This window comes from Vibrio rumoiensis 1S-45 (assembly GCF_000286955.2).
In the GTDB taxonomy this organism is placed as follows: Bacteria; Pseudomonadota; Gammaproteobacteria; order Enterobacterales; family Vibrionaceae; genus Vibrio; species Vibrio rumoiensis_A.
Genome location: NZ_AJYK02000003.1, coordinates 1 through 22,488, shown reverse-complemented (window position 1 = coordinate 22,488; position 22,488 = coordinate 1). Strand labels below are relative to the sequence as shown.

The 22,488-nt window shown below is 42.8% G+C and carries 16 protein-coding genes; 8 read left to right on the top strand and 8 right to left on the bottom strand.

Annotated features, from left to right (window positions below):
- Positions 1–135 precede the first annotated feature (135 nt).
- Positions 136–1,674: a DUF3612 domain-containing protein gene (locus A1QC_RS00625; protein ID WP_026025849.1), complete on the bottom strand. Its 1,539-nt coding sequence runs from the start codon at positions 1,672–1,674 to the stop codon at positions 136–138.
- A gap of 233 nt (positions 1,675–1,907) precedes the next feature.
- On the opposite strand from A1QC_RS00625, the gene A1QC_RS00620 reads away from it, so the two are divergent.
- Together A1QC_RS00620 and A1QC_RS00615 are read left to right on the top strand one after the other, a co-directional pair.
- Positions 1,908–4,094 (top strand): malate synthase G, encoded by a 2,187-nt coding sequence (locus A1QC_RS00620; RefSeq protein WP_017025330.1) that lies wholly within the window; start codon positions 1,908–1,910, stop codon positions 4,092–4,094.
- Positions 4,095–4,287: 193 nt separating this feature from the next.
- Positions 4,288–5,847 carry an isocitrate lyase gene (locus A1QC_RS00615; RefSeq protein WP_241796507.1) on the top strand — a complete coding sequence of 520 codons (1,560 nt, stop codon included), beginning with the start codon at positions 4,288–4,290 and terminating at the stop codon, positions 5,845–5,847.
- Between the two features lie 147 nt (positions 5,848–5,994).
- On the opposite strand, the gene A1QC_RS00610 is transcribed toward A1QC_RS00615, so the two are convergent.
- Entirely contained in the window at positions 5,995–6,618 is a 624-nt protein-coding gene (locus tag A1QC_RS00610; protein WP_017025328.1) for a LysE/ArgO family amino acid transporter, read from the bottom strand.
- Positions 6,619–6,746: 128 nt separating this feature from the next.
- Here A1QC_RS00610 and A1QC_RS00605 point away from each other — a divergent pair, with 128 nt between their 5' ends.
- The gene (locus tag A1QC_RS00605; protein WP_017025327.1) at positions 6,747–7,634 is read left to right on the top strand and encodes an ArgP/LysG family DNA-binding transcriptional regulator; all 888 of its coding nucleotides are present in this window, start codon (positions 6,747–6,749) and stop codon (positions 7,632–7,634) included.
- 136 nt (positions 7,635–7,770) lie between these two features.
- Here A1QC_RS00605 and prlC read toward each other — a convergent pair whose 3' ends face one another.
- On the bottom strand, positions 7,771–9,813 hold the full coding sequence (gene prlC / locus A1QC_RS00600; RefSeq protein ID WP_017025326.1) for an oligopeptidase A: 2,043 nt from the start codon (positions 9,811–9,813) through the stop codon (positions 7,771–7,773).
- A gap of 190 nt (positions 9,814–10,003) precedes the next feature.
- On the opposite strand from prlC, the gene A1QC_RS00595 reads away from it, so the two are divergent.
- From A1QC_RS00595 to A1QC_RS00580, 4 genes are all read left to right on the top strand, one after another.
- Positions 10,004–10,840: a 23S rRNA (adenine(2030)-N(6))-methyltransferase RlmJ gene (locus A1QC_RS00595; RefSeq protein ID WP_017025325.1), complete on the top strand. Its 837-nt coding sequence runs from the start codon at positions 10,004–10,006 to the stop codon at positions 10,838–10,840.
- Positions 10,841–10,977: 137 nt separating this feature from the next.
- The gene (gorA, locus tag A1QC_RS00590; protein WP_017025324.1) at positions 10,978–12,333 is read left to right on the top strand and encodes a glutathione-disulfide reductase; all 1,356 of its coding nucleotides are present in this window, start codon (positions 10,978–10,980) and stop codon (positions 12,331–12,333) included.
- A gap of 413 nt (positions 12,334–12,746) precedes the next feature.
- Entirely contained in the window at positions 12,747–13,943 is a 1,197-nt protein-coding gene (locus A1QC_RS00585) for a hypothetical protein (protein WP_017025323.1), read from the top strand.
- 448 nt (positions 13,944–14,391) lie between these two features.
- On the top strand, positions 14,392–15,396 hold the full coding sequence (locus tag A1QC_RS00580) for an outer membrane beta-barrel protein (protein ID WP_141705948.1): 1,005 nt from the start codon (positions 14,392–14,394) through the stop codon (positions 15,394–15,396).
- Positions 15,397–15,443: 47 nt separating this feature from the next.
- On the opposite strand, the gene A1QC_RS00575 is transcribed toward A1QC_RS00580, so the two are convergent.
- The 5 genes from A1QC_RS00575 to A1QC_RS00555 form a co-directional block, all read right to left on the bottom strand.
- Positions 15,444–16,427 carry a Gfo/Idh/MocA family protein gene (locus A1QC_RS00575; RefSeq protein ID WP_017025321.1) on the bottom strand — a complete coding sequence of 328 codons (984 nt, stop codon included), beginning with the start codon at positions 16,425–16,427 and terminating at the stop codon, positions 15,444–15,446.
- A gap of 96 nt (positions 16,428–16,523) precedes the next feature.
- Entirely contained in the window at positions 16,524–17,468 is a 945-nt protein-coding gene (locus A1QC_RS00570) for an ABC transporter permease (protein ID WP_017025320.1), read from the bottom strand.
- A 2-nt stretch (positions 17,469–17,470) separates the two neighbouring features.
- Entirely contained in the window at positions 17,471–18,454 is a 984-nt protein-coding gene (locus A1QC_RS00565; protein WP_017025319.1) for an ABC transporter permease, read from the bottom strand.
- A 171-nt stretch (positions 18,455–18,625) separates the two neighbouring features.
- Complete coding sequence (locus A1QC_RS00560) at positions 18,626–20,185, bottom strand: ABC transporter substrate-binding protein (RefSeq protein WP_017025318.1); 1,560 nt, start codon at positions 20,183–20,185, stop codon at positions 18,626–18,628.
- Between the two features lie 124 nt (positions 20,186–20,309).
- Positions 20,310–22,025 (bottom strand): dipeptide ABC transporter ATP-binding protein, encoded by a 1,716-nt coding sequence (locus A1QC_RS00555; RefSeq protein WP_017025317.1) that lies wholly within the window; start codon positions 22,023–22,025, stop codon positions 20,310–20,312.
- Here A1QC_RS00555 and A1QC_RS15580 point away from each other — a divergent pair.
- Positions 21,944–22,198 carry a hypothetical protein gene (locus A1QC_RS15580; RefSeq protein WP_198926392.1) on the top strand — a complete coding sequence of 85 codons (255 nt, stop codon included), beginning with the start codon at positions 21,944–21,946 and terminating at the stop codon, positions 22,196–22,198. The two genes, A1QC_RS00555 and A1QC_RS15580, sit on opposite strands and share 82 nt — an antisense overlap.
- The last annotated feature ends 290 nt before the right edge of the window (positions 22,199–22,488 follow it).

The window sequence follows — 22,488 nt, the reverse complement described above, 5'->3', positions numbered from 1 at the left end:
AGAATGTTTTCATCGCTTTAAATACATAAAAACCAGAAACGCCACTGCGCGTTTCTGGTTTTTTATGCTGATAACACTGCGGTAAGCCTCTTCCTAAAAACTCGACATTAGACAGTAAACATTAGACATTAGACATTAAGCATTCGAGACGAGAGACTTTTCTTTATAGCATCTTGGTTGCCTTGGGCACATTCCCCCTCGAGCGCAGATCACTCGCGCTTCGTTTTCAATGCCACGTTCAATCCAGTTGATATTCAAAATTCTAGCAACCGTTAATAATTGCTGTTTGATCTTATACGGGATCTCGCATTGCCCGCCTTTTCGTACACATTCTTTTTGTAATGCTGTGGCAATTTCGACCGCATCTTCACCTTGCGCTTCTAACGCTGGATTTAAGTCCACCCCAGAACACAACACATGATAATTGCCCGCCATGTCTTTAACTTTGACCGATTCACAACAATAAATATGCGGAACACCATCTTGATTCAGCACGGAAATTTGCGCCACTGGCGTGTTACCAGGAATACCAATCATGCGAAATACCGACCAATGCTGACACGGATCTTCCACCATTCGCATATTGCCCCACGGCAATGGAATTCCATTACCGCGATACACCGCTTTTAATTTTCCAGGATTATATGCATCGAAATAATGCCAATGAGGATAAGAAGACACCGCGGTCATACGGCGCATCACCACCGATTCAGAAACTTCAATCAATTTACTGACGCTGATTTCATAGCCGTGCCGGTCAAGTAACTGACGAAACGGTACTTTCGGACACAATAACGCGCCAGCAAAAAACGAACATTCAAAATCACGCCACGCTTGTAAAATATGCTTGGAATCTAAATGACTGACATCGCGAGTTTTATTAAATTCCGGTTTTAAGGTCGATAAATTACGATTATCCGAAGCGATAACATTCTTCTCACCATCACTGTTGTGCAACACTTTATGACCGATGTGTACCGCTAAATCGTATTTTAATTTTTCTGGCGTGTCTTTAAGAGCGCGGTTAATCCGAACAACACTGCTCTCTTCTGAGTACGAACGCACAATATGCTTAGATTGAATGCCGTGGCTATCAATCACATCTTGCGACGGTTCATCAAACCATTTTATTTTGACACCCACCTCTTTGCAGATGTCGAGTAAATCAGCCACCGACAACGGCATGCGTTTTTGACCCACTTTTTCCGCTGCTTTTTCAAGATCAGGGAAATGATTTTGATGATGTTCTTGGTGAGCACGGATCAACAAGTGAGCAAATTGATGCCCTGTCGTGCCGGTTTGTGACAGCATTTCCGGGATAGCAATTTGAAGAATGTCATTAGAAAATAAAAAGCTAGGTTCAAGCACCATGCCGTTGATGCCGCCTCTAGAACCTTTTTCCGGTGTGATCTCTTTTTCTTCATTCGCATCATCCAAAAACCAGTGCAAAGGTTTTTGAAATACTTGTGCGATCACATCCAACATACCTTCGCTTGGTACTCTTTTACCGCGTTCAATCATAGAAAGGTACGACACCGACGGGGCATCTTCCGGATCGATTTTTACGCAACGAGAAGACAAGTCTTCCAATGTTAAACCGTTACGTTTCCGCAAGTTACGTACTTTCGTACCTAAAAAATGCGACTGCCTATTCAACGAATTTGTCGTCTTCATCCATGACCTCAATTTTGTAAAATTTACACTGTGTAATTTTCTTTGTGAAATTTTAGTAAATTTATCGCTATTCTTTTAGTCACAGGATGAAAATACACAATTTGATGTTCAGTTTTAAGACCACCGTCACTAATTACTTTACTAACAATAGCGACAACGTCTTCGAAGTTTGTGAATTGCGCACCAAATTATGACTATAGAAAGTTATTACACAGCAACACGAGGGAAACATTATGAACTTAGCTCAGACAATCAATAGCAATACCACACCATCGATCGCTCATCAGATCAACGCTGGCCTAGTTCAATTCGTCAACCAAGATGTGTTGCCTCTGACTGGACTTAATCAAGAGCAATTTTGGCATAACTTCAGTCAATTACTGAATGACCTAGCGCCCAAAAATCATGAGTTATTAGAAAAACGTGATTCATTGCAGCAACAAATTGACGGCTGGCATCAAGCGAACCCTCAATTTAATGCCAACGAATACCAAGCATTTTTACAGCAGATTGGTTACCTAGCGCCACAGGGTGACGATTTTCAAATCAGCACACAAAATGTTGATGAAGAAATCTCAACCATGGCAGGTCCACAGTTGGTAGTGCCAATTAAAAACGCTCGCTTTGCTTTAAATGCTGCCAATGCTCGTTGGGGAAGCCTATACGATGCTGCTTACGGCAGTGACATCATAGCCCAATGCGATGGCTTGAAAGCGTGCAAAAAATACAACCCAGCTCGTGGTAAGCATGTGATTGCTTTTGCCAAAACGTTTTTAGATGACAACTTCCCATTAAAAGAAGGTTCTCATCACGATGTACAAAGCTACTCGGTGTACTTCCACCATTTATTGGCAACCTTCCCAGATGGTAGCCAATCGGGTTTAGCGCAACCTTGCCAGTTTGTAGCGTCAAGTAACCCAGATGTAGATCCAACATCTATCGTTTTGAAAAACAATAACTTACACATCGAACTTATCATTAACCGTAAAGGTGAGATTGGTAAAACCGACATTGCGGGTTTAGACGATATTCAAATTGAATCGGCACTTTCTACCATTATGGATTTTGAAGATTCGGTTGCCGCGGTTGACAGTGAAGACAAAATTGAAGCGTACCGTAACTGGTTTGGTTTAATCACCGGCAACCTAACAACCACGATTAATAAAGGCAACCAAACACAGATCCGCCGTTTAAATTGCGACCGTAGCTACACCCATAAAAATGGTGACGACTACAACTTACATGGCCGCTCATTATTAATGGTGCGTAATGTTGGTCACTTAATGACTAGCGATCTGGTGCAAACGCCGAACGGTCAAAACATGCCAGAAGGCTTGATTGATGCTGTGATCACCGCGTTGATTGCTTCGATTGAAATCAAGAACCCACAAGCATGTCGCGTTACCAACAGCCGCACTGGCAGCATTTATATTGTTAAACCGAAAATGCATGGCCCTGAAGAAGTCGCGTTTAGTAATGAAATTTTTGAACGTGTTGAGCAGATGCTAGAACTTGCACCGAACACCATCAAAATGGGCATTATGGATGAAGAGCGCCGCACCACGGTAAACCTAAAAGAATGTATCCGCGCTGCACAATCTCGCGTGGTATTCATCAACACAGGTTTCCTTGACCGCACTGGTGATGAAATCCACACCAGCATGCAAGCAGGCGCATTCAAGCCAAAAGGCGACATTAAACATCAAGCATGGATCAGCGCTTACGAAAACAACAATGTAGAAGTGGGTCTAGCGTGTGGTTTTGCTGGCAAAGCACAGATTGGTAAAGGCATGTGGGCGATGCCCGATGAAATGAAAGCCATGATGGATGCAAAAGTGACTCACCCACAGTCGGGCGCGAATACCGCTTGGGTACCGTCACCAACGGCAGCGACTTTACATGCGATTCATTACCATCAAGTGAGTGTATTTGAACAACAAGCAAGCGTTGTAAACCGAGCACCAGCCAAACTTGAAGATTTGCTAAGCATTGAACTATTAAGTGAAAACGAGCTGACCGAACAACAAGTTGAAAACGAACTGGATAATAACATTCAAGGCATTTTAGGCTACGTAGTTCGCTGGGTAGAAATGGGCATCGGTTGTTCAAAAGTGCCTGACATCAACAATATTGAACTAATGGAAGACCGCGCCACCTTGCGTATTTCAAGCCAACACATTGCGAACTGGTTATTACACGGCATCTGCCGCCCAGAGCAAGTGATGGACAGCATGCACAAAATGGCGCAAGTGGTCGATACACAAAACCAAGGGTCAGCAGGATACAAACCAATGCTGCCAAAAATTGAACAAAGCTTAGCGTTTCAAGCGGCAAGAGAACTTATCTTCCAGGGTCGCAATCAGCCAAGTGGCTACACCGAACCGCTATTGCATCAATATAGAGCTTGGGCTAAAGGATAAAACATTAAGGCCTAATCCAATAATTTACGAAACTGAAAATACTAACATCCAATAACTGAAACGAAGAATAAGAACATCCTAGCCACAAGAAGCGAAGTGTTCTATCTCAAATAAAAAGAAGGGATTCATTATGCCAACGACTAATACAACTCAACAAAACAGCTACAAGCAACAGCTTTCTGATGCAACCAGCATGATTGAAAAACAAGGCAGCACTTGGAGCGCTATCACGCCAGAATACGTAGCTCGTATGCGCCTACAAAACCGCTTCAAAACCGGTTTGGATATCGCTCGCTACACCGCAAAAATCATGCGTGAAGATATGGATTCTTACGACCGTGATTCTGCCAACTACACACAATCTCTAGGTTGCTGGCATGGATTCATCGGCCAACAAAAAATGATTTCAATTAAGAAGCATTTTGAAACTACTCGTGGTCGCTACCTTTACCTTTCAGGTTGGATGGTTGCAGCAATGCGCTCTGAGTTTGGCCCATTACCAGACCAATCCATGCATGAGAAAACGACAGTACCAATGCTGATTGAAGAGCTGTACACCTTCTTAAAACAAGCTGATGCTCGTGAATTGAATCATCTATTCAAAGATCTCGATGCAGCGCAAGCGTCAGGCGACCAAATAAAAGTACAAGCCGTACAAAATCAAATCGACAATTTTGAAACGCATGTTGTTCCAATCATTGCCGATATCGATGCCGGTTTTGGTAACGAAGAAGCGACTTACCTACTGGCCAAGAAAATGATTGAAGCGGGTGCATGTTGTATCCAAATCGAAAACCAAGTGTCAGATGCGAAACAATGTGGTCACCAAGACGGTAAAGTAACCGTACCACACGAAGATTTCTTAGCGAAAATAAATGCGGTTCGTTACGCATTCCTAGAAATGGGCGTTGAAGATGGCGTTATCGTGGCACGTACCGATTCACTAGGTGCAGGCCTTACTCAGAAAATCCCAGTGTCTCAAACTGCGGGCGACCTTTCTGACCAATACAATGCCTTCATCGATGGCGTAGAAATCACTTCTTTATCAGAGCTTGAATCTGGTGACATGGTATTAAAACAAGGTGATGCAGTGATCAAACCCACTCGTCTGCCAAACGGTCTGATTCGCTTCAAACCTGATACAGGTGAAGATCGCGTAGTACTAGACTGCATTACCTCTCTACAAAACGGTGCGGATCTATTGTGGATTGAAACGGAAAAACCACACGTTGAGCAAATCGCTGGCATGGTAAACCGCATTCGTGAAGTCATTCCAAATGCGAAACTGGTTTACAACAACAGCCCATCGTTCAACTGGACGCTAAACTTCCGTCAGCAAGTATTTGATGCATGGACAGAAGAAGGCAAAGACGTTGCGACTTACGACCGCGCACAATTGATGAGTCAAGTGTACGACGGTTCTGAGTTAGCACTAGAAGCGGATGCGAAAATCCAAAGCTTCCAACGCGATGCAGCAGCGCAAGCGGGTATTTTCCACCACTTGATTACGCTACCGACTTACCACACAGCAGCGCTTTCAACTGATAATTTGGCGAAAGACTACTTCGGTGAGCAAGGCATGTTGGCTTATGTTGCAGGCGTTCAACGTAAAGAACTGCGTCAAGGTTTAGCATCAGTGAAACACCAAGATATGTCTGGTTCTAACATTGGTGATGACCATAAAGAATACTTCTCAGGCGACCAAGCACTGAAAGCCTCTGGCGAAAATAACACCATGAATCAGTTCTCGTAACACAGCGATATTCGAACCTCGAGTGCTCCACCGCTCGAGGTTCGAAAACGATTAAAATTCCCTTAATCAAAAGGCTTCCTTATTTCTCAGTTGGCGAGAATGCGGGAAGCCTTTTTTTATGTTCGAATATTGTTTTTCACGTACTTTCTATGAGTTCAAAAGCAGCGTCCTTAATAATCCAATGGCAATCGAAAACATAATCACCGCAATCACACTATCTAACACTCGCCAGGTACTAGGTTTGGCAAATACCGGAATGAGTTTTTTCGCCACATATGCCAAACCATAAAACCAAATCGCTGAAGCCGATAATGCGCCGATTAGAAACCATTGTTTCTCATCAAAATTCAATGACGAGGTAATGCCACCCAGAACCACAATAGTATCAATGTACACATGCGGATTCAGAAAGGTCATGGCTAAGGTCATCATCGCGACTTTGATCCAATTACGACTGACTTCGCTGTTATCAATATCCAAATGACTTTGCCCACGCCACGCCGATTTAGCGGATAACCAACCGTACCAACATAAAAAAACAATGCCGCATAAGGTTAAGATTTGTGTCAGCATTGGTGATTGTTCTAATAATGCCCCAACCCCAAGAATGCCAGTGCTGATCAGTAAAATATCGCCCATGAAACAGATGGTCGCCACCATCATCACATGGTTATTTTTCAAACCTGACTTCAGCAAAAAAGCATTCTGACTGCCAATGGCGACAATCAAACTGCCAGAAACAAACGCCCCTTTTAATGCCACACTTAACATTGTTTATCCCTTAATTCACAACCTTACCGAATAACCGTATATTGCACTCAAACCAACTTAAGTTAAAATTAAAAAAACTTATCCTACATTAAATTTACTTAACTAGTTGTTTTCAATAAGGGCCGATTATGTTTGACTATAAATTACTAGAATCCCTAGAGCGCATTGGGGCACTAAAAAGCTTTGAAGTGGCCGCACAAGAATTGAACATTTCTCAATCGGCGATATCTCAACGCATTACCAATCTAGAGCAACGAGTAGGCAGTATTTTAGTTCGCCGAGGAAAAAGTCTCTCACTAACCCCAACCGGTCAAGCGCTTGCTGACCATGTCATAAAAGTCAAACAACTCGAATTAGAAGTGAATCATCGGCTTAACATTAACGATCACGCTCATCAATTAAAAGTCGTGGTCAATGCAGATAGCCTCGCTACGTGGTGGCTCAGTGCTGTTCAAAGTTTTAGCCAACAACATAAAGTGGTGTTTGATTTAGTGATTGAAGATCAAAGCCAAGGGCTAAAACATTTGGAAGAAGGTTTAGTGCTCGGCTGCTTATGCAGCTCAAACAAACCGCTAGCCGGTACTCGTTGTGAGTATTTAGGTACGATGGAATATCGCTTTTATTGCTCGGCTAGTTTTCATCAGCAGTATTTTGAAGATAATAAGTCCATTGCACAACAACAAGCCATATTGAGCAAAGTGCCAGCCGTTATTTTTGGTGCGGATGATAAGTTGCAAAAGCAGCAATTTCAAAAGTGGGGGTTTAATGAGAACTTTCCTTATCATATTTGTCCATCCAGCGAAGGGTTGGCCAGCATGATAATCAATGGTCAAGGCTACGGAATATTACCAGTCATACAAGCTCAGCCTTTCGTTGATGAACTGATGGATATATTCCCAGAAAAAGAAGGAATACACGTCCCACTATACTGGCATTATTGGCAACAAAGTGGTTCGTTATTGGAGAAGTTATCGAATGTGTTGGCAGGAGATAAAACCAAGAGGTTGATTAGATAGTGACAGTTTCTCGGGCAAGCTTTTGATACGTGCAAATCATTATCTAGATAACATAAAAGCGATCCCACTTAACATAGGATCGCCTTCTCTTTTTCAAGTCACGAGCAATAAAGCGCCCGAGACTCCGCATTCATTTTTACCCTTCTATTCCCGCATGACGCAACATCGCATCAATCTGTGGTTCACGGCCACGGAAGCGTTTGAATAGCTCCATCGGCTCTTCACTGCCACCCATCTCAAGGATATTGTTTAAGAAGCTCTGACCGGTTTCTTTATTAAAAATACCTTCTTCTTCAAAGCGTGAGAACGCATCGCTTGAAAGCACTTCGGCCCATAAGTAGCTATAGTAACCAGCGCTGTAACCACCAGCAAAAATATGACTGAACGCGTGCGAGAATCGGTTCCACTCAAGCCCTGGCAATACCGCCACTTTAGCTTTCACTTCGGCCAGCGTTTCTAACACTTTCGCGCCAATGTCTGGATCGTATTGCGAGTGTAGTGTGAAGTCGAATAGACCAAACTCTAATTGTCGCAGAATAAACATCGCCGATTGGAAATTCTTCGCCGCCAGCATTTTATCTAACATGTCTTTAGGTAATGGCTCACCGGTTTCATAATGACTCGAAATGAAAGATAACGCCTCTTCTTCCCAACACCAGTTTTCAAGGAACTGACTTGGCAGCTCAACCGCATCCCAAGGCACACCATTAATGCCAGAAACCGCAGCCACTTCCACTTGAGTTAACATGTGATGGATACCATGACCAAATTCATGGAACAAGGTCACCACTTCATCATGAGTAAACAAGGCTGGCTTATCGCCCACGGGTTTGTTGAAGTTACACGTTAGGTACGCCACTGGTGATTGAATTTCACCGTTTGGCAAGTTACGGCGCACACGACATTCGTCCATCCATGCACCGCCACGTTTGTGTTCACGGGCGTATAAATCTAGGTAGAAACTGCCACGTAATTGACCTTTTGCATCTTTAATTTCAAAGAAGCGAACCGAGTCATGCCACACTTCCACACCTTGCTTTTCCGTTACCGTCATACCAAACACTCGGTTTAGCACTTCAAATAATCCGGCCACCACTTTTGACTCAGGAAAGTATGGACGCAGTTCTTCATCGGAAATTTGGAAAAGCTTTTGTTTTTGCTTTTCACTGTAATAACCAATGTCCCACAAGTTCAGCTCGGTGACACCAAACTCTTGCTCGGCAAATTGGCGTAACTCTTCAACTTCACGCACACCTTGAGGCTTCACTTTCACCGCTAAGTCGTTTAAAAACCCCATCACTTGCGCAGGCGTTTCTGCCATTTTGGTCGCCAGTGATTTTTCAGCATAGGAACTAAAACCCAATAAACGCGCAATTTCATGACGCAGCTTTAGCTCTTCAGCCATCACTTCGGTGTTATCCCACTTACCGGCATTAGGACCACGATCAGAAGCACGAGTCACAAAGGCTTCATACATTTCTTGGCGCAGCGCTTGGTTATCACAATAGGTCATCACTGGAATGTAAGATGGCATCTCCAATGTGAGCAACCAACCGTCTAATTCTTTTGCTTCGGCATTAGCTTTTGCCGCTGCCATTGCCGATTCAGGCATGCCAGCCAGTTCCGCTTCATCGGTCACATGCTTTGACCACCCCATAGTGGCGTCGAGTACATTGTTTGAGAAGGTTGAACCTAATTCAGATAAACGCTTACTGATGTCACCATAACGTTTTTGCTCATTAAGCGGCAAACCAATACCAGATAATTCAAAGTCTTTTAAGGCATCGGTAATCGATTTTTGTTGCGCGGTATTGAGAGAGGCAAATTCATCACTGGCTTTAATGGCTTTATACGCTTCATATAACCCTTTATGCTGGCCAACCCAAGTGCCATATTCCGACAACAACGGCAAACACGCTTCATAAACTTCACGCAGTTCATTGCTGTTTTTCACTGAATTTAAATGGCTGATTGGCGACCAAATACGGCTAAGGCGATCATCGGTTTCCGTTAATGGTTCACAAATGGTATCCCAGCTTGGCGCTTGCTCATTGGCAAGCACATTTTCAACTTGCGCTCGGCAATCGGCAATCGCTTGTTCAATTGCAGGCTGAACTTGTTCTGGTTTAATTTGTGTAAACGGAGGGAGATCGGTGAAGGTTAATAACGGATTAGACATGAATGCTTCCTTAATCGTGAAATGGGATCACTGCGTTTTACCGCTTTCATACTTCTTAAATGAAGCCATTCAATGCCAATTTCAATGGCGGCAAAAGTAATAATTCATTTCAGCCATCTTTTGTTACGCATCTCAAGCTATTCTTAGGTATCATTGAACACAATATTGACCCAATTTAACGAGATACCCGATGCTGAGTTATCGCCACAGTTTTCATGCCGGCAACCATGCCGATGTCGTCAAACACATTGTACAAAGCCTTATTTTGAATGCCCTCAAACAAAAAGATAAGCCATTTGTTTACCACGACACCCACGCAGGTGTTGGACGTTACGACTTAACGCATGAATGGTCGGAAAAGACTGGCGAATACAAACAAGGCATCGCACGTATTTGGGGGCAAGATTTACCTGAAGACGTCACCAGTTATCTTGAAGCGATTACAACGTTAAATGACGGTGAAGAACTTCGTTATTATCCGGGCTCTCCACGCGTAGCACGTGCTCACTTACGCAATCAAGACCGCATGGTTCTCACTGAGTTGCACCCTAGTGATTACCCATTATTGCAGCAAGAGTTTCACCGTGATCGTCAAGTCACCATTCATCAAAAAGATGGCTTTGAACATTTAAAAGCAAGCTTGCCTCCTAAAGAGCGTCGTGGTTTGGTGTTAATCGATCCACCTTATGAACTGGCACACGAATACCAAGATGTGGTGAAAGCCATTTCTCAAAGCCACAAACGCTGGGCAACCGGAGTTTATGCGATTTGGTATCCCGTGGTGTATCGTCATACCATTGATGACATGATTGAAGGATTAAAAGATCTCAACATTCGCAATATTTTGCAGATCGAATTGGGCGTCTCACCGGACAGCGAAGAGCGTGGCATGACCGCCTCTGGCATGATCGTGATTAATCCCCCGTGGAAATTAGCCAGTCAGATGGATCAGATTCTTCCTATTTTACAGCAAGCCATTGCACCAAGCACCGGACACAGTAAAGTGGAGTGGATTGTTCCTGAATAATCTAATTTTAAAAATAATCAAACCTAATTGGGGTTGCAGTTCACCTTAGCCACCCCCATTAATATTATAAAGATATCCATCAAATTTCTCGCATGCCGACAACATCGCATGCCCAAAAGACAGTTACGGAGAACACTATGACAACGCATTTTGATTACATTTGTATTGGTGGCGGTAGTGGCGGCATCGCATCAGCAAACCGTGCCGCTATGCATGGCGCAAAAGTGGCGTTAATTGAAGCTCAAGATCTGGGCGGCACTTGTGTCAACGTGGGTTGTGTACCAAAAAAAGTGATGTGGCATGGCGCACAAGTCGCTGAAGCAATTAACCTATACTCCAAAGATTACGGCTTTGATATCGATGTTAAAGGCTTCAACTGGGCCAAACTGGTTGAAAACCGTCAAGCTTACATTGGTCGTATTCACGAATCTTACGATCGCGTACTGGGCAACAATAAAATCAACGTGATCCGTGGTTTTGCTAAATTTGTTGACGAAAAAACCGTTGAAGTAAACGGCGAGCTTTACACCGCCGATCATATTTTAATTGCTGTGGGTGGCCGTCCAAGCATTCCAAACGTACCGGGCGCGGAACACGGCATTGATTCAAATGGCTTCTTTGAGCTAAACGAGCAACCAAAACGTGTTGCGGTGGTTGGCGCCGGTTACATTGCCGTTGAAATCGCGGGCGTATTAAGCGCACTCGGCACTGAAACGCATTTATATGTGCGTAAAGAATCGCCACTGCGCAGCTTCGATCCTTTAATTGTGGATACCTTAGTTGAAGTGATGAATGCCGAAGGCCCAACCCTTCACACCAATTCTGTCCCCAAAGAAGTCGTAAAAGAAGCCGATGGCAGCATTACGCTTCATCTTGAAAATGGTGAAAGCCAGAACGTTGACACCCTAATTTGGGCAATTGGCCGCCACCCTGCAACCGATGCAATTAACCTTGAGGTGACCGGTGTTGAAACCAACGAACGTGGTTACATCAAAGTAGATGAATACCAAGAAACCAACGTGAAAGGCATTTACTGCGTTGGTGACATCATGGAAGGTGGTGTTGAACTCACGCCGGTTGCCGTTAAAGCGGGGCGTCAACTGTCTGAGCGTTTATTCAATGGTCAAACCAACGCTAAGATGGATTATGCGCTTATCCCAACAGTAGTGTTTAGCCACCCACCTATCGGCACCATTGGCTTAACGGAAGCAGAAGCTATAAAGCAGTACGGCGAAGCTAACGTTAAGGTCTACCAATCTGGCTTTACCGCGATGTACACTGCAGTAACCTCACATCGTCAGCCCTGCAAAATGAAGCTGGTTTGCGCAGGTGACGATGAAAAAGTGGTTGGTCTACACGGCATTGGTTTTGCAGTCGATGAAATGATCCAAGGATTTGGCGTTGCGATGAAGATGGGCGCCACCAAAGCCGATTTCGATTCTGTTGTGGCGATTCACCCGACTGGTTCGGAAGAGTTTGTTACCATGCGATAGGTGCTACTCATCGCGTTAAATTGAAACAACAGCCTCGCCTAACCGCGGGGCTTTTTTATCGATGTTATTCTGCCGCGAGTAAAAGTTCTGTCAAATGATGCCTTTTAGGGAGCTTTTCATGGTCATTAAAGTGACAGAGCTTTCATGAAAGAGTAGACTTGCCGACCATTTTGTTCATTATTCAAACAAAAACTACTTACTTAGAACAAAATGTACATTTTACAGAAAGTGAAATGCCTTACGCTGGCTTGCACCACAAGGATTTTTGTCATATATCCATGACCCACCCTATTTATACCATTTTACTTGGATAAAGGAACAAGGACGAGAAATACCCCAGCAATGGGTTTGCAGCCGTCACCTCCGTTTCTCCATCTGCGCTTTAGTTCAGATAATAGTAAGAGTCTTCCTAAATGAATACTATTCACGCTTTTTATCGCTTATTGCCTGTCCGCATTACTCAAGTGGTCATTACCTGCTTGATGGCTTCGATGATTTTTAGCAATCTAACAATGGCAGCAGAAGACACCAGCGAAACTCAAGCTGAGCCTGCAAGCGTACGCGCTTATGATTTACCAACCGATCAACCAAGTGAAGCGGTTGGCATTCATTCTTATTCCAGCAGTATTGATGGCGATGATGACCGTTCTGAAGCACAAAAGAAAAATGACCAAATCTGGGATCACGTTTTGCCTTTTGGTGCTCAAGTGGCTATCTATAATGGCTATGATTTGCCTTTGCCTTTTGGAGTGAGTTTGATTTATAGCAAGACCAAGCAAAATCAACTGATCTCTAATCTAAATGTCGGCCATAACGGTAACGCTAACGTTAATGTCGATTCAATTGCATCATTCGACCGATTTGAAACCGATACCATAGCCCCTCAAATAAAAATAGATGCGTGGATCTTACCGTTTTTAAATGTCTTCGGTGTAGTTGGACATTCTTCCGGTACAGCCGATTTAAATGTCGATATTTCAGGGGATGGCCTATTAAATGGTCTTTCTGACAGTGGATTAGGTCCCAAGCTTATTGGGACAGCTAATGATTACTGCAAGAGTTTACCACCAGCAAAAAGAGCAACATGTTATGGCGCTGTACAGGGCGGAAAAGCCATTGTGAAAAACAAGTTGGCAGGAACAAGTTACGATCTTGGCGTAACTGCCGATGTCGGGGGCTATAATTACACCATAGGCACTATGCTAGCAGGCGGTGTACACAATTGGTTTTATGTGATGCCAATGTCTTATACCAAGAATGAAATGGCTTCAACCAATGTCGGCGGTGGTGTCGTTAATATCCAACCTAGGATGGGTTATAACTTCCACTTTTCAAATGGGAATAACCTCGCTTTGTATACTGGTGCCAGTTACATGGATATCAACCAAACCATCAGTGGTGGTTACACGCCTGGTGAAGGTGCCGGTAAAGACGAAGCTGGCCCTAAAACGCTCAACTTTAGTGTCGATCAAGAAAATGAAGATAAATGGGCGGGTATTATGGGGGTGAACTTAAGCTTGAATAAATCGCTCTCTCTGGCCATGGAACATACCGGTTATAAATCCGATAGCCGTAAGCAGACCTTAGTATTATTAAATGGCCGTTTTTAAAGATCATTATTGATTTCCCTATTCAACTCAACTTGCCACTCTAAGCAAACTTCGCTCTGGTGGCATTGAGGTAAAACATCCCCTTCCTCCTCCTTAATTTAACCTATTGTTTAATAGTTACTTACTTGTATATTTATTAAGATTATTGTTTTTTCTATCTAAAAACCATTAATATCACTCATTATGATATTGTATAGGTCATACAATAAGCCTATTTTATTGTTATAAATAAACCTCTTTTAAAAGAGATCGTCTGACTAGGACTCACGTCATCACTAAGTTAGGCTGTACTGTCACTATAATAGAAGATTAATGGATAATGACTCTATGTAACGCCCTAATGCACTGTTTTCATTTAACCTTATCAGTCCGATCAAGGCTTCCTTTCTTTCTGCTATTTGCTCCCATTTTTTATAGCCATATTGCCCTTGCAGATAACGAGGCGGGCTTGCATACCGTACCAATGGATTCAAAACCTGTCGATTCCTCGAGTATGAATAATGTTCTCGCTCAAAGTAAGCCACATAACCCTAACGATAAGGTTTGGGATCATGTGTTACCTTTTGGTGGACAGCTCGCGATCTATAATGGTTATGATTTGCCATTGCCTTTTGGGGTAAGTTTTCTTTTTAGCCATATTGAACAAGATCAATCGATCAGTAATTTAAAAGTGGGTTATGGTGGATCTGCCAATACCAATATCGACTTTTTGTCGTTTGATAAATTTAGAACGAATACCAATACTCCACAATTAAAAATAGATGCTTGGGTGTTACCTTTTTTAAATGTATTTGCCACTGTCGGCCGAATAAAAGGCACAATTGATATTAATATGAGCATGCCAAGGGGGAGCGTTGTAACTAGCGATCCTGTGACGAATGCAGTTAATGATGGTATTCAAGCATACTGCGCAAAGAATCCGGTAAAATGTCGAGCAGGCAGCTCATTACTTCCCGATACTCCACCCGATCTTTTCAATGGCGAACCTTGGCAACTAAATGCAGAAGCAGAAGTTGAGGGTTACAATTACAGCTTTGGCGCGATGTTAGCAGGCGCTATTGGAGATTGGTTTTATACGATGCCAATTGTCTACACGCAAACCGAAATGAAAAAAACCAATGTCGATGGTGGCACAATCAATATCCAGCCTCGTGTTGGTTATAATTTCCCACTCGATCATGGATTTGAGTTAGCCTTATACACTGGCGCAAGTTATATGGATACTCGCCAGACCATCAGCGGTGGATTTAATTTAGAAACCATGGAAGCAACCAAAGACTTTGATGCACCTCACACCATCGCTTTTGAAGTAGAACAAGAAAACACCAATAAATGGGCGGGTATTTTAGGGTTTAACTTATCGCTCAATAAGCACCTCTCCGCCGCTATGGAGTACACTGGTATTGTGGGTGATCGAACTCAACTCATTTTAATGATCAATGGCCGTTTTTAAATCATCTTCCCTAGCCTGTGTAATGCAAGCTAGGGAACTTCTTTACATTACACTTGGTCGGCAGGAAATATTACTCCAACCTGTTTACGCACTTCGGTTGTAATGCGAGATACCCCTAGCGCACGCGCTTTGGCTTTTTCACATAGCTTGCCTTGTTTGATTTGATCAGCAAAAACCTGTGCTTCATAAGTCATGGTGTTTTCCACTTGTGGCACTTGATAGGTCACCGCCTCTTCACCTCGAAGTTTCAACACAATATGATCGCACTCTGAAATATGCTCAATAATCATCGAGCCAGCTTCACCTTGAATTTCACTTGGAATAGTGGAATCTGAGACTTTAGAGTGTGAAATCACCACATCATGATCCGAGTATTGAAGTAAGACCGAGCCGTGAGCATCTACACCAGAATCCAGCAGGTGAGCACTCGCTTGCACGGTTTTAGGCTCGCCAAATAACGCCACCGCACTGGATACACAATAAAAGCCAATATCCATGATCGAGCCATTTGAAAAGGCAGGGTTAAAGGTATTTGGGTTTTCTCCATCCAAGTAACGCTGATAACGAGAAGAATACTGACAATAGTTAATAAACACTTTATGCATTTTTCCAAGCTTAGGTAAATGCTCATGAATCAGTGAAAAATTAGGGAGATACTCCGTTTTAAACGCTTCAAATAATACAACGTTGTTCTCTTCCGCAACTTTGAACATGTGCTCCGCTTGAACAATGTTAGAGGCTACCGGTTTTTCGCAAATCACATGCTTGCCATTTTCAAGCATCAGTACACTTTGTTCATAATGCAGGGAATTCGGGCTGGCAATATAAACAGCGTCAAAAGCATCACTACGCGCCATTTGTTCCAAATCGGTAAAACATACCGCATTATTGCTAAACGGTGCCGCAAATTCATTTGCGCGCGCTTGGTTACGAGAATATACCGCGGTGAGTTCAAACTCTTGCACTTCCAATGCTGCTTGTACAAATCGCTCGGTGATCCAGTTCGTACCAATAATTGCCAGACGTAACATAGCTATCCTTTTACTCTCTAATCAAAAAGAAAACCGCAGAAGTTACCCTCTACGGTTTATTATCATACTCATAGCTCCATCAGGAACCTAATAAGTTTAGCCTTTATATAGCTTAGGGTTAAACACATCACGTAACCAGTCACCGAGCAGATTGATCACCAGTACAATCGTCACTAACACAAAACCAGGGAAAGCGGTGATCCACCAAGAGCCTGAGAAAATGTAGTTAAAACCGATGCTAATTAATGAGCCTAGTGATGGTTGGTCTACCGGCAAACCTAAGCCAAGGAAAGACAACGCCGCTTCCGACATAATGGCATTAGCGATTTGCACCGTTGAAATAACCAAAATTGGCGACAAGCAGTTCGGCAGAATATGACGAAACATAATACGAGGTGAACGAAAACCCATCACTCGCGCCGCTTCAACGTATTCTTTCTTTTTCTCTGCCAATACAGATGCACGAATGGTACGTGCATATTGAGGCCATTCGGCAATACCGATAATTACGATCAACATTAATACCGCATATTGCCCGTAAAATTCACCACCAAAGCTGGCTTTAAAGATAGCCGAAACAATGATCGCCACCATCATGGTTGAGAATGATAACTGCACATCAGCAAAGCGCATTAGGAAGCTATCAATACGTCCACCAAAGTAACCAGCAGATAAACCAATAATAATGCCTAAAAACAGCTGCAACGCCACCGCACAAAAACCAATCATTAATGACAAACGTGAGCCATATAAAATGGTCGAGAAAATATCACGACCTTGGTCATCCGTACCCAACCAGAATGCAGAATCACCATATTCCATCCATGATGGTGGCAATTCTGAATCCATGATATCAATCGACGTCAGGTCATAAGGGTTACTTGGTGCGATCCAAGGTGAGAATAGTGCAGCAATGAAAAACACCATAAAAACAGCGAAGCTCACCATCGCGACTTTATCACGCAAGAAATAATAAAGAATGTCGGATTGTTTAAAGCGTTCCCAACGAGTAGGAACAACCGATGAAGTTTGTTGATTCATGATTACGCTCCTTTTCCAGTAATGTTCACGGTTGGGTTAACTAAACCGTACAGTAAATCGACGATGGTATTGGTAACAACGAAAATTAAACCAACGAAGATAACGTAAGCGGTAATTAACGGTGTATCTACACGGTTAATCGCCTCAAGGAAAAGGAAGCCTGTACCCGGCCATTGAAAGACGGTTTCGGTTAAAATGGTGTACGCCACCATAGTACCAATTTGCACACCACCCACCGTCAATACTGGCAACATAGTATTTTTTAAAGCATGTTGATAATAAATTTTATTGGTTGCTAAACCTTTAGCTTTACAGAACTTAATGTACTCCGAGCCCAACACTTCAAGCATTTCAGAGCGAACCAAACGGATAAACAATGGCAACATGATGGAAGCTAGTGAAACACACGGTAAAACAAGGTGAGCCAGACCATCAAGAGTAAATAATCCTGATTGCCAGCCCGTTCCTAGCACTTCAACCGTTTCACCACGGCCATAAGAAGGTAACCATCCTAATTCAATAGAGAATACGTACATCAGCATTATAGCGGTTAAGAAAACCGGAATAGAAATACCTACACTACTGAAACCCATGATGATTTTAGTTAAGAAGCTTTTAGGATGAATCGCTGAATAAACCCCTAATGGGATTGATAAGAAAATAATTATTATCGTGGCACCAAATACCAGCTCTAATGTGGCTGCCAACTTATCAAGAATGACCTCAGTTGCAGGTTTTTTAAAAAAATACGATGTGCCTAAATCACCATGCAGTGCGTTAACTACAAAGCGAGAGTATTTCACCGTAAACGGATCATTCAGACCCAGCTCATCACGCAGTGCTTGACGCTCTGCCTCAGAAACTGATTGTCCGACCAACTCACGCAACGGGTCGCCTAGGTTATCCTGAATGGAAAACGCTACTAGACTGATCACAAACATCACTATCAGTGCCTGAAACAGGCGCTTGACCAGAAACGTAAACATTCCTTGCCCCTTAAAAGTCCTTGAAAGCCAAGTGAACCAATCAATGGTTCAACTTGAGCTTTGTTATGCTGTCGGAAAATCACCAACAACACAAAATCTAAATGTGCCGTACCTAGGCTTTAAACCTAAGATACGGCTTACTTATTATTGTTATTCACCAATTAAATTGGCTTATTTTTCATCAACTACTAAATCGCCAAAGTATGGAAATTCCATCGCATTAACAATTGGTGTGATGTGAACATTTGATTTCGCACCCCAAGCAAGGTTTTGCCAGTGTAGAGGAACAAATGCCGCATCATCGTAAAGAATACGTTCTACTTTTTGCAGATCAGCGCTACGTTTCTCGGTATCGGTTTCGGTATTGGCTGTATTGATCAGCTTATCCACTTCAGGGTTTGAGTAATAACCACAGTTGTATTGACCTTTACCTGTTTTTTCATCACGCGTCATGGTTAAGAATTCAGTTAAATTCGCTGAATCTTCGGTATCTGCATGCCAACCAATCATCAACATATCAGCCGCACATTTATCAAACTCAGGCCAGTATTGCGCTTTAGGCATTGTTTTCAAATCAACTTTAATGCCGATTTTCGATAGCATCGCTGCTGCTGCTTGAGCAATTTTCGCATCATTCACATAACGGTTATTTGGCGCGATCATGGTTAAGCTCAAGCCTTTTTCATAACCCGCTTCTTTCATTAGTTCTTTAGCTTTCGCTAAATCGTAACGTGGTTTCAGCTCTGGATCATAACCAGCATAACCATCTGGGCTTTGTTGGCCTGCCGCAGTAGCAAAGCCTTTCATTATGCGTTTTGCAATCCCTTCATTATTGATAGCGTAAACAATCGCCTGACGAACACGCTTATCTTTTAAAGCTGGGTTGCTGTTTTGGTTCATTTGGAAAGTAATAATACGTGTGCCCGGTAGCGTCACTAAATCAATGCCATCTGCATTTTTCACGCGGTCGTGATCATTTGGCGCAACAGGGGCGATCATATCAACGCCACCAGAAAGTAACGCAGCGACACGAGTGGCATTTTCTTTGATTGGCTTAAGAGTAATATGATCCACATTACCTTTACTTTCTTTATCCCAATAATCGGCAAAACGTTCAAAATCAACTTTTACGCCTTGCTCACGTGAGGTGACGATGAAAGGGCCTGTACCAGAAATATGCGTTGATGCGAAAGAGTTACCGTGTTTTACAATGGCAGCTTTATCATTGCCTTGGTCATCTTTACCTGAGTAAAACTTGCTATCCATTGGGAAGATGTAGGTTGCAGATTGCAGTACAAGTGGGAAAGCATCTTTAGTCACGAGATCAAAAGTATAATCATCAACCTTCACCGCTTTTTCAAATGGTTCAAAAATAGCTTTGAAATCTTGAGATTGTTGCAGACGATTAAATGTCCACACCACATCATCGGCTGTCATAGTATTGCCAGAATGGAACTTCACGCCTTTGCGTAGATGAAAACGCATGGTTTTTTCGTCAATACGTTCCCATTTTTCAGCTAAGCGAGCTTCAAATTCAAACTTTTGGTTATAACGAACTAGTGGGTCGAATACCATGTGCGATAGCTGCAGCGTACCACCAGACAATTGCTCATGTGGATCAAGTGATACTGGATCAGCATCATAAGCCACGGTGATATCGGCAGCTAAAGCATTAAAGCTTAAACCTGCCGCCATTAGTGCAACCGCCAGTTTGGTCTTAATGGTTTTCATTGCATAACTCCTTCATGCGGGAATCTATCCCTATTGTTGTTTTTTAGAGTGTGTAAATATTGTGTTTCTTTGCATCTGTGATTGTTGGCTTAAAAATACCTAGCCAAGGCAAAGCGTAGACGCGTTATGCGCTTTTCGCTTCTTCTCTTAATCCTGTAAATTCAGGCATTAAGGAAATTAATTGTTTACTGTATTCATGCTGCGGATCAGTAAACAGTTGCTCAGTTGGGGAGACTTCCAGTAACTGCCCCATTTTCATCACGCCAATTCGGTCACACATTTGACGAATAACCGGCAAATCATGGCTGATAAACAGCATGGTTAAATTCAATTCATCTTGTAAATCTTTTAATAGATTCAAGATCTGTGCCTGAACGGATACGTCCAAAGCAGAAGTTGGTTCGTCACAAATGAGTAAACGAGGACGAGTCGCCAATGCACGCGCGATTGAAATGCGCTGACGCTGACCACCAGAGAATTCATGTGGGTATTTCACACCAGCCATTCGCCCCAAACCGACGTGATCCAATAGATCATGCACGATCTGACGGGTTTCGGTTTCATTGCGGGTTAATTGGTGAAAACGAATCGGTTCGGCAATGATGTCGAAAATTTTCATGCGTGGATTCATTGAGGTGTAAGGGTTTTGGAACACCATTTGCATTTGACGTCTAAAAGGACGACGCTCACGCTCTGATTTAATCGCAGTGAGATCAATTCCTTCGAAGGTCACTTTGCCTTCATTTGGGGCATATAGCCCCGCGATAACGCGCGCAATGGTTGATTTCCCTGAACCCGACTCTCCCACCAGGCCAAAGGTTTCACCTTCATGTACTTCAAAGCTAACGTTGTTAGAGGCTTGAACATACTCACGACGGGACTCAAAAAAGGAATCTTTGGTAGTAAAACGTAAACTCACATTTTCTACATTCAGCAGAGGTCCAGTATAATCACGTTGATCTTGGCTTTGACCTAACCAATGGGTTTTCACATCTAAAGGCTGATGCTCATGCGCTTCTTCGATATAACTCACCAATGGGAATCGATCGAATTTTTTATCGGAACGCGGCACTGCAGAAATTAGGCTATGGGTATAAGAATGCTCTGGTGTGCCTAATACTTTTGCTGTTGGGCCAAATTCAACCAGATCACCACGATACATCACCGCGACTTTGTCGGTCACGTTCGACACTACACCCATATCATGGGTAACCAACATACAACCAACGTTATTCTTAATACAAAGCTCGCGAATAAGGCTCAGAATTTGATCTTGAATAGATACGTCTAATGCCGTAGTAGGTTCATCAGCAATAATCAAATCCGGTTCACCCGCTAACGCAATCGCAATCACGACACGTTGACGCATGCCACCAGAAAATTGGTGTGGGTATTGTTTTAAGCGGTTTTCAGGCTGTGGGATACCCACCTGATTCATTAAAGATAAAGCGCGATCATACGCTTCTTGATCAGAAACCTTCATATTGGCATGAATGGTTTCCGTCAATTGATGCTCTACGGTAAACAGAGGGTTCAAAGAAGTCATTGGGTCTTGAAAGATAAACCCAATTTTAGAGCCACGTACTGAGCGCATTTCTTCCGGTGTTAACCCGGATATTTTTTCACCATCAAGATAAACTTCGCCACCAGCGATACGTCCTGGTGGGCTCAATAGATCAATGACCGCATTACCAACGGTGGATTTACCCGCGCCAGACTCGCCAACAACGCCGACGATTTCTCCACGCTCAATACTAAATGACAAAGATTTTACTGCGGCATGTACACCATGTCGCGACGGATATTCAATCCTCAGATCTTTTACTTCTAAAAGCGGCATTACCAGACCTCTACTGCTGTGACAGTTTCTACCCTGTCTTAAAAATATCGGCAATTTCTGTTATTCCAACAGGCCAATATAAAACGATTCCATTCGATGTAATGCTTAATAAGCACACACAAGTGACTTCAATTTGGCAAAAAATGGAAATAAAAGCAATTAATACAGTATAAAAAGTGGCACAGAGACTAACAAAAAGAACATTCGATTAACAATCATACAACATATCAATGTTTATTATTGTGATAACCATTAAAAACCGAACAAGATAGATTTGTTATTAACCAATATTAGTCTAAGGAAAAAGATACAAGGATAGATGAGACTTAAACTAAGAATTATATGACATAGGTAACAAGAAAGAGGTTTCTAGCATCAGACGATATTATGTGCCTGGAATTTAAATGCAAAAAAGCTCCGCATTTCTGCAGAGCTTTTTAAAGTGGTCGGTGAAGAGGGATTC